This window comes from Mesorhizobium sp. (assembly GCF_024509055.1).
Taxonomy (GTDB): Bacteria; Pseudomonadota; Alphaproteobacteria; order Rhizobiales; family Rhizobiaceae; genus Mesorhizobium.
Genome location: NZ_JANINM010000062.1, coordinates 1 through 5,956, shown reverse-complemented (window position 1 = coordinate 5,956; position 5,956 = coordinate 1). Strand labels below are relative to the sequence as shown.

General features: G+C 63.1%; 5 protein-coding genes. 1 reads left to right on the top strand and 4 read right to left on the bottom strand.

The features are described 5' to 3' along the window. From Q0L57_RS03860 to Q0L57_RS03850, 3 genes are all read right to left on the bottom strand, one after another. On the bottom strand, window positions 1–958 hold a 958-nt coding region (locus Q0L57_RS03860; protein WP_296738347.1), incomplete at its 3' end, for a carbohydrate ABC transporter permease. After that, window positions 955–1,815: a carbohydrate ABC transporter permease gene (locus Q0L57_RS03855; protein ID WP_296738344.1), complete on the bottom strand. Its 861-nt coding sequence runs from the start codon at window positions 1,813–1,815 to the stop codon at window positions 955–957. The genes Q0L57_RS03855 and Q0L57_RS03860, both read right to left, overlap by 4 nt. 80 nt (window positions 1,816–1,895) lie before the next feature. Further along, a complete protein-coding gene (locus Q0L57_RS03850; protein WP_296738341.1) occupies window positions 1,896–3,509 on the bottom strand; it encodes an extracellular solute-binding protein in 1,614 nt (537 codons plus the stop codon). A 354-nt stretch (window positions 3,510–3,863) separates the two neighbouring features. Here Q0L57_RS03850 and Q0L57_RS03845 point away from each other — a divergent pair, with 354 nt between their 5' ends. Next, the gene (locus tag Q0L57_RS03845; RefSeq protein WP_296738338.1) at window positions 3,864–4,892 is read left to right on the top strand and encodes a LacI family DNA-binding transcriptional regulator; all 1,029 of its coding nucleotides are present in this window, start codon (window positions 3,864–3,866) and stop codon (window positions 4,890–4,892) included. A gap of 33 nt (window positions 4,893–4,925) precedes the next feature. On the opposite strand, the gene Q0L57_RS03840 is transcribed toward Q0L57_RS03845, so the two are convergent. Then, the coding region (locus Q0L57_RS03840) for an ABC transporter ATP-binding protein (protein WP_296738335.1) at window positions 4,926–5,956 on the bottom strand (1,031 nt) is incomplete at its 5' end.

The following is a 5,956-nucleotide window of genomic DNA, read 5'->3' as shown; positions in this document are numbered from 1 at the left end:
ATGCCGGCACCTCCCGCGTCTTCGCCATGCGCTTCATGGCGTAAACCGCGACGATAGAAAGCACGACGAGGATGGCGAGCGCGATGGCCGCCACATAGCCCCAGATCAGATCCTGCGTGGTGACCTTGTAGATGTAGACCGAGATCGTCTCGGTCGCGACGCCCGGACCGCCGCCGGTCATGATGTAGAGCGTATCGAATATCTTGAAGTTCTCGATCACCCGGATCGCCAGCGCGATGATGATGATCGTCTTCATCTTGGGCAGCACGATGGTGGTGAAGCGCTGCCATGCATTGGCGCCGAGCAGCGTAGCGGCCTTCATTTGATCCTCCGGCACGCCGACGAGGCCGGCGAGCAGGATGAGGAACATCAGCGGCGTCCACTGCCAGATGTCGGCTATCATGACGGCGATCAGCGCCAGGTTCGGATCGGAGAGCCAGGCGATGGTCACCGGCGTGCCGACGATCCGCGACAGGATGTCGTTCACCGGGCCGCCCGACTGGAACAGCATGAAGAACATGTAGCCCGCGACCGCCGGCACGACCATCATCGGCATCAGCAGGATCGAATAGAAGATGCGCTTGCCCGGAAAATCGTCGGCGAACAGCGTCGCCAGCGCCAGCCCCAGCAGGAACTCCGCCGGCACGCAGACAAGCATGACGATCGCGGTTCGCTGCAAGGCGCTCCAGAAGCGCGTATCGGCGGCAAGGTCCGTGTAATTGGCAAAGCTGTTCCACATCTCCCAGGCATTCCACCAGCCGACGCCCGAAAGCGGCGACCAGTCGGTGACGCTGATGTAGAGCTGCATGAGCAGCGGAAAGGCCGAGATGAACAGCACCAGGATCTGTGCCGGCAGGGTGAGCCGGAAACCCAGCCGCGCGCCCTCGTCCCGCTGGGCCGACTTCGCACGCGCGGCGTCCATCCTATCCTCCGAAATCGTCACCGTCGCCGCGCTCATTGCTTGAGCGCTCCGAAGGTCAGCCCGCGCACCAGGTGGCGCTGGATAGCGATGCCCATGATGACCGGCGGCACCGCCGCGATCAGGCCGAGCGCGGCCTTGGCGCCGTAGAGCTGTCCGGTCATCGAGGACGACAGCGACGCCATATAGACCGGGATCGTCACCCATTCGCGTGTCGTGAGCAGCAGCGCGATAAGATAGTCCGACCAGTTGAGGATGAAGACGAAGAGCGCGGCGCTCGCCAGCGGCGCGCGCATCATCGGCAGCGTGATGCGGGTGAAGACGCGCAACCGCGAGCAGCCTTCGACGAGCGCCGCTTCCTCGATCTCGCGTGGCATGTCGTCGAAGAAGGTCTTCATCAGCCAGAAGGCGAATGGCAGCGTCACGATGCCGTAAATCAGCGCCAGCCCCCACCATGTGTCGTTCAGGTTGAGGAACGCCCACATGATCATGACCGGGATCATGACCGCCATCGGCGGAAACAGCCTGAGCTGGATCAGTGCCAGTGGCAGGTTCTGACCGGAGCCGAAGCGCGACAGGCCATAGGCCGCGGCAGTGCCGGCCGACATGGCGATCGCGGTCCCGAACACTGCCGACAGAAGCGACGACAGGATCGGCTTCACCGCCGCGTGGTCGAGCGCGACGATCAGGTCGTTGGTCGAATGGCCGAACACGAACTGGAAATTGGCAAGCGTCGGATGCCTTGGCCACCAGGTCAGGTCGGCGCCCGTCGCCGACCACTCGCCGATCGGCTTGAACGCCATCGACACCATCCACAGGATCGGCACCAGCGTCACCGCCATCGCCGCGAAGATCGCGGCGTAGCGGAATATCTCGAATGGAATGGAACGCTTCATCTGGCTGCTTTGCTGGTGGCGTTGCGGTCGAAGGGGAGGAGCGCTCGCCCCTCCCCTTCTTTCTGATCCAGGGAGACGGATCAGCTGATCGAGTCGAGGACGGTCGGCCATGCCTCCTTGTTGGTCTTGATGGCTTCGAGGAGCTTGTCTTCGCCGATGCGGCGCGAAATCCTCTTCCACTCCCGCTCGGTGTCGGCCATCGCCTGCTCCGGCGTCTTGGCCTTGGTCAGCGAGGCCATGAGGTTCTCGTCGAGCGCATTGTGGAAGGCCGTGGCGCCCGGATAGTTGATGGTCGGCACCGTGCGCGCCACCGTCTCGCGCACCACGTCCATGTGGTAGGCGTGATAGGTCTGGCGAACCAGCGGATCGGCGAAGTCCGAAAGCCGGAACGGGTCGAGATAACCGCCGGGATTTGCGCTCATCCAGGCGTAGATGCGGGCGGAGCCCAGCCACTGCAGCAGCAGGTACGCCACTTCCGGATTTTTCGACTGCGACGAGACCATGCCGGTCAGCGAGAACCACAGCACCGAACGGCTGATCAGCTTGCCGTCGATCTCGCGTCCGGGCGGCAGCATCGAGCCTATCTTGCCGGTGACCTGGGAATCCTTGTTGCCGGCATTGTCGAGGAATTTCGGCAGGTTGGAGAAGGCGCAGGTCATCGCCGCTCCGCCCTTGGCGAAATTGCCGTACTGTTCCGGCCAGCCCCAGGAGATCGCGTCCGGCGAATGGTGCACGAGGGACTCGACGTATTCCCTCGTCGCCGCAATGCCATGCTCGGAATTGATCAGCGGCTTGCCGTCGTCGCCGAACAGGAACTGGTTGGGCGAGGCCATCGAGACATAGCGCTGGTACCAGTTGGTATAGCCCCAACCCTGGTTGCGCAGGTCCGTGGAACCGAACAGCCCCTTGTCCGGCCGATGGAAGAAGGCCGCGACCTCGCTGTGCTGCTTCCAGGTCTTCGGCGGCGCCAAGTCGTAACCGTATTTGTCCTTGAACGCCTTCTTCTCGGCATCGTCGCCGAAGAGATCCTTGCGGTAGACCCAGGTCTGGAAATCGCCGTCCAGCGACACGCCAAAGGTCGAGCCGCGATATTTGTTGAGCAGGGAAACGCCTTTCGCCCCGTCGACATAGCCGGTCTTGGGATCGTCCCATTCGGGCTTGTACTGGGCGACGAAGTCGTCGAGCTTGGCGATGCCGCCGGTTTCTGCAAGATCGCCGAGGCGGTTCCATTCCGTCGAATAGATGTCGTAGGCTCCACCCTTGGTGGAGATGTCCTGCATCGTCTTGGTGAATTCCTGGCCATTGGGCAGGCCGACGATTTCGATCGGAATACCCGTTTCCTTTTCCCAGAGCTCCTTGATCGACGGCGCGCCGGCCGGGAAAGGCTTCGTCAGCTGGCCGATCGAACCGTCCGACAGGCCAAGGACGATCTTTGCCGGAGCCTTGCCGGCTGCCTTCATTGCCTTGGCCGCCTCGACCGCGCGCCCTTCCGGCGTGTCGGGTCCGTACTGGTAGCGCTCGGCGCCGTCGAAGCCCGTCGGCCCGCCGATCATGCCAGGCGCCAGCGCGTCCGCCGCGAAAGCGCGGCCGGGGCGAATGAACTGCGGTGCGATGCCGGTCGCGGCGACGAAAACCGCGGCCTTTCCTCCGGACGCCAGCAGGCGGCGCCGCGACATGCGGATCAAATCAGACATTGAGACTCCTCCCTCAAGGACCTGTTCCTCCATGGCCCTTGCGAGGGATATTGACGGAACCGCATCAAGCCTGTCAACATCATAAATACTCAAAACACTTCATTAGATCGCAAATGAGGGAGAAAATGCCGTTCATTCAGTCTGTCACGCCACGCCAATTGCTTGGATTTGAGGGGTTCTCTTATCAATCGGCTCAGATTTCCCCCATCCTGGCTCCCTGCTTTAACGCGCCGGCTTGCGCACGGGCCAAGGCCGGTTACATCATTTCACATCAGAATCGCGATCGAAGCTGAGCGAACTGCTGGAACCGATTGGACGCTGCCTGATTTTGATGCATGCAATGAGGTGCTCGACGTGCGGTCAACGCTGACAGACATAGCCCGGGAAGCGGGTGTCTCCCCCGCCACGGTCGATCGTGTGCTGAACAACCGCCCGGGTGTTCGGGCACGCACGCGCGAAATCGTCATCGAGATGGCGCAGCGCCTTGGCTACATCGCCGAAGCCTCCAGCGGAACTCAGCCACGGTCTGTGCCTGGACAGACCGTCAGGCTGGATTTCGCTCTGCCGGCCGGCACCAACTCCTTTATCAAGCTGCTGCATCGCCACATCGAGGCGCAGGCGCTGGCACGGCCCGATCTCGATGTGCGAGTGACCACGATCGAGGGTTTCAATCCCGACAGGCTCGCCCGTCTGCTGCAGGATTTGCACGGCCAGACGGAAGGCGTCGGCGTGATCGCGCTCGACCATCCGACGGTGCGCGAAGCGATCCGTTCGCTGTCGGCCAGCGACATCAAGGTCGTCACCATTGCCTCCGACATCCTGCATGTGCCGAGGGTAGCCTATATCGGCATCGACAACCGCGCCGCCGGTCGTCTCGCCGGCTACCTGCTCAACCGCTTCATGGGCAGCGGCCGGCCCGGCAAGGTCGCGCTGTTCGCGGGCTCGCTTGCCTATCGCGGCCATGAGGAGCGCGAGATGGGTTTCCGCCACATCCTGGCGGAGGAGTCACCCAATCTTGAAATCGTCGAGATGCGTGAAATGCTCGACGACCGCGAGAAGGCCTATTCCGAGGCCTCCGCCCTGCTCGAGCGCCATCCCGACCTTGCCGCAATCTACAACGTCGGCGCCGGCAACACCGGCATCGCCCGCGCGCTCAAGGAGCGTGGACGAGCGAAAGACATCATCTTCCTCGGCCATGAAGTGACGGACGGCACCAAGGAACTCCTGCTCGACGGTACGCTGGATGCCGTCATCGACCAGAACCCGCGCGTGGAGGCCAGGGAGGCGCTCAACATCCTGTCCCATTCCGTGCGGGGATTGCCTTATGAACTCCACCAGCCGCGGCTGCAGGTGATCTTCCGCGAGAGCATCCCAGAGATTTGAGCAGGCTCGGCTTGGCTCCAAGGATCGATGGTCTCAGGCCGCGATCAGCACTGTGCTGTCCGGCGACCAGCTGAGCACAACTGGCTGACCTTCGGCGAGGCGCTCCGGACCGGTATTCTGAACGATCACCTTCAGCGTCTGGCCTTCGCGGTCGACGAAATAGGTGCTGTTGTTGCCGGCGAAGATACGCTTCGACACTTGACCCTTGAGCGTATTGGCGCCGCCAGCGACAGGTGTCGTCGCGCCCGTCGAAATCTGGATGCGCTCCGGCCGTACGGCGCAGCTTGCCTTGGCGCCGGCCGCCACAGGTGCCCCCGAAGCGGCATTGATCATCGTGCCGTCCGGCAGCTTGATGCCGGAGCCTGTCGCATCACCGCGAAAGATGTTGGCGTCGCCCAGGAAGGTCGCGGCAAATTCGCTTTGCGGCCGGTCGTAGATCTCTTCCGGCGGCCCCTCCTGCACCAGCCTGCCGTCGCGCAGGATGCCGATGCGGTCGCTCATCGTCAGCGCTTCCTCCTGGTCATGCGTAACGAAGATGGTGGTGATGCCGATCTCGCGCTGGATGCGCTTCAGCTCGATCTGCATGTCGACGCGCAGCGCCTTGTCGAGCGCGCCAAGCGGCTCGTCGAGCAGCAACACGCGCGGCTTAGTGACGATGGCGCGCGCCAGCGCCACACGCTGTCGCTGGCCGCCGGAAAGCTGATGCGGCTTTCGCGCCCCGAGCTTGCCAAGCTGCACGAGGTCGAGCGCGCGCTGCACTTCCGTGGCGATCGTCGCCTTTGCTTCGCCACGCACCGAAAGCCCGAAGGCGACATTGTCGGCAACGCTCATATTGGGGAACAGCGCATAGTTCTGGAACACCATGCCGATGCGTCGCTTCTCGACCGGCACGCGCTCGACGCTCTCGCCGCCGATGGCGATGCGGCCGGTGTCCGGAAAATCGAAGCCGGCGATCTGCCTGAGCAATGTGGTCTTGCCGCTGCCCGAAGGGCCTAGCAGAGCATAGAAACCGCCGTCGGCGAAATCGATCGAGACGTTGTCCAGCGCCTTGTGCGCGCCGAAGC

Bases quoted from the DNA above. Each gene is read 5' to 3' on its own strand.
- Q0L57_RS03855 (WP_296738344.1), bottom strand. From the start codon at position 1,815: ATGAAGCGTTCCATTCCATTCGAGATATTCCGCTACGCCGCGATCTTC.
- Q0L57_RS03850 (WP_296738341.1), bottom strand. From the start codon at position 3,509: ATGTCTGATTTGATCCGCATGTCGCGGCGCCGCCTGCTGGCGTCCGGA.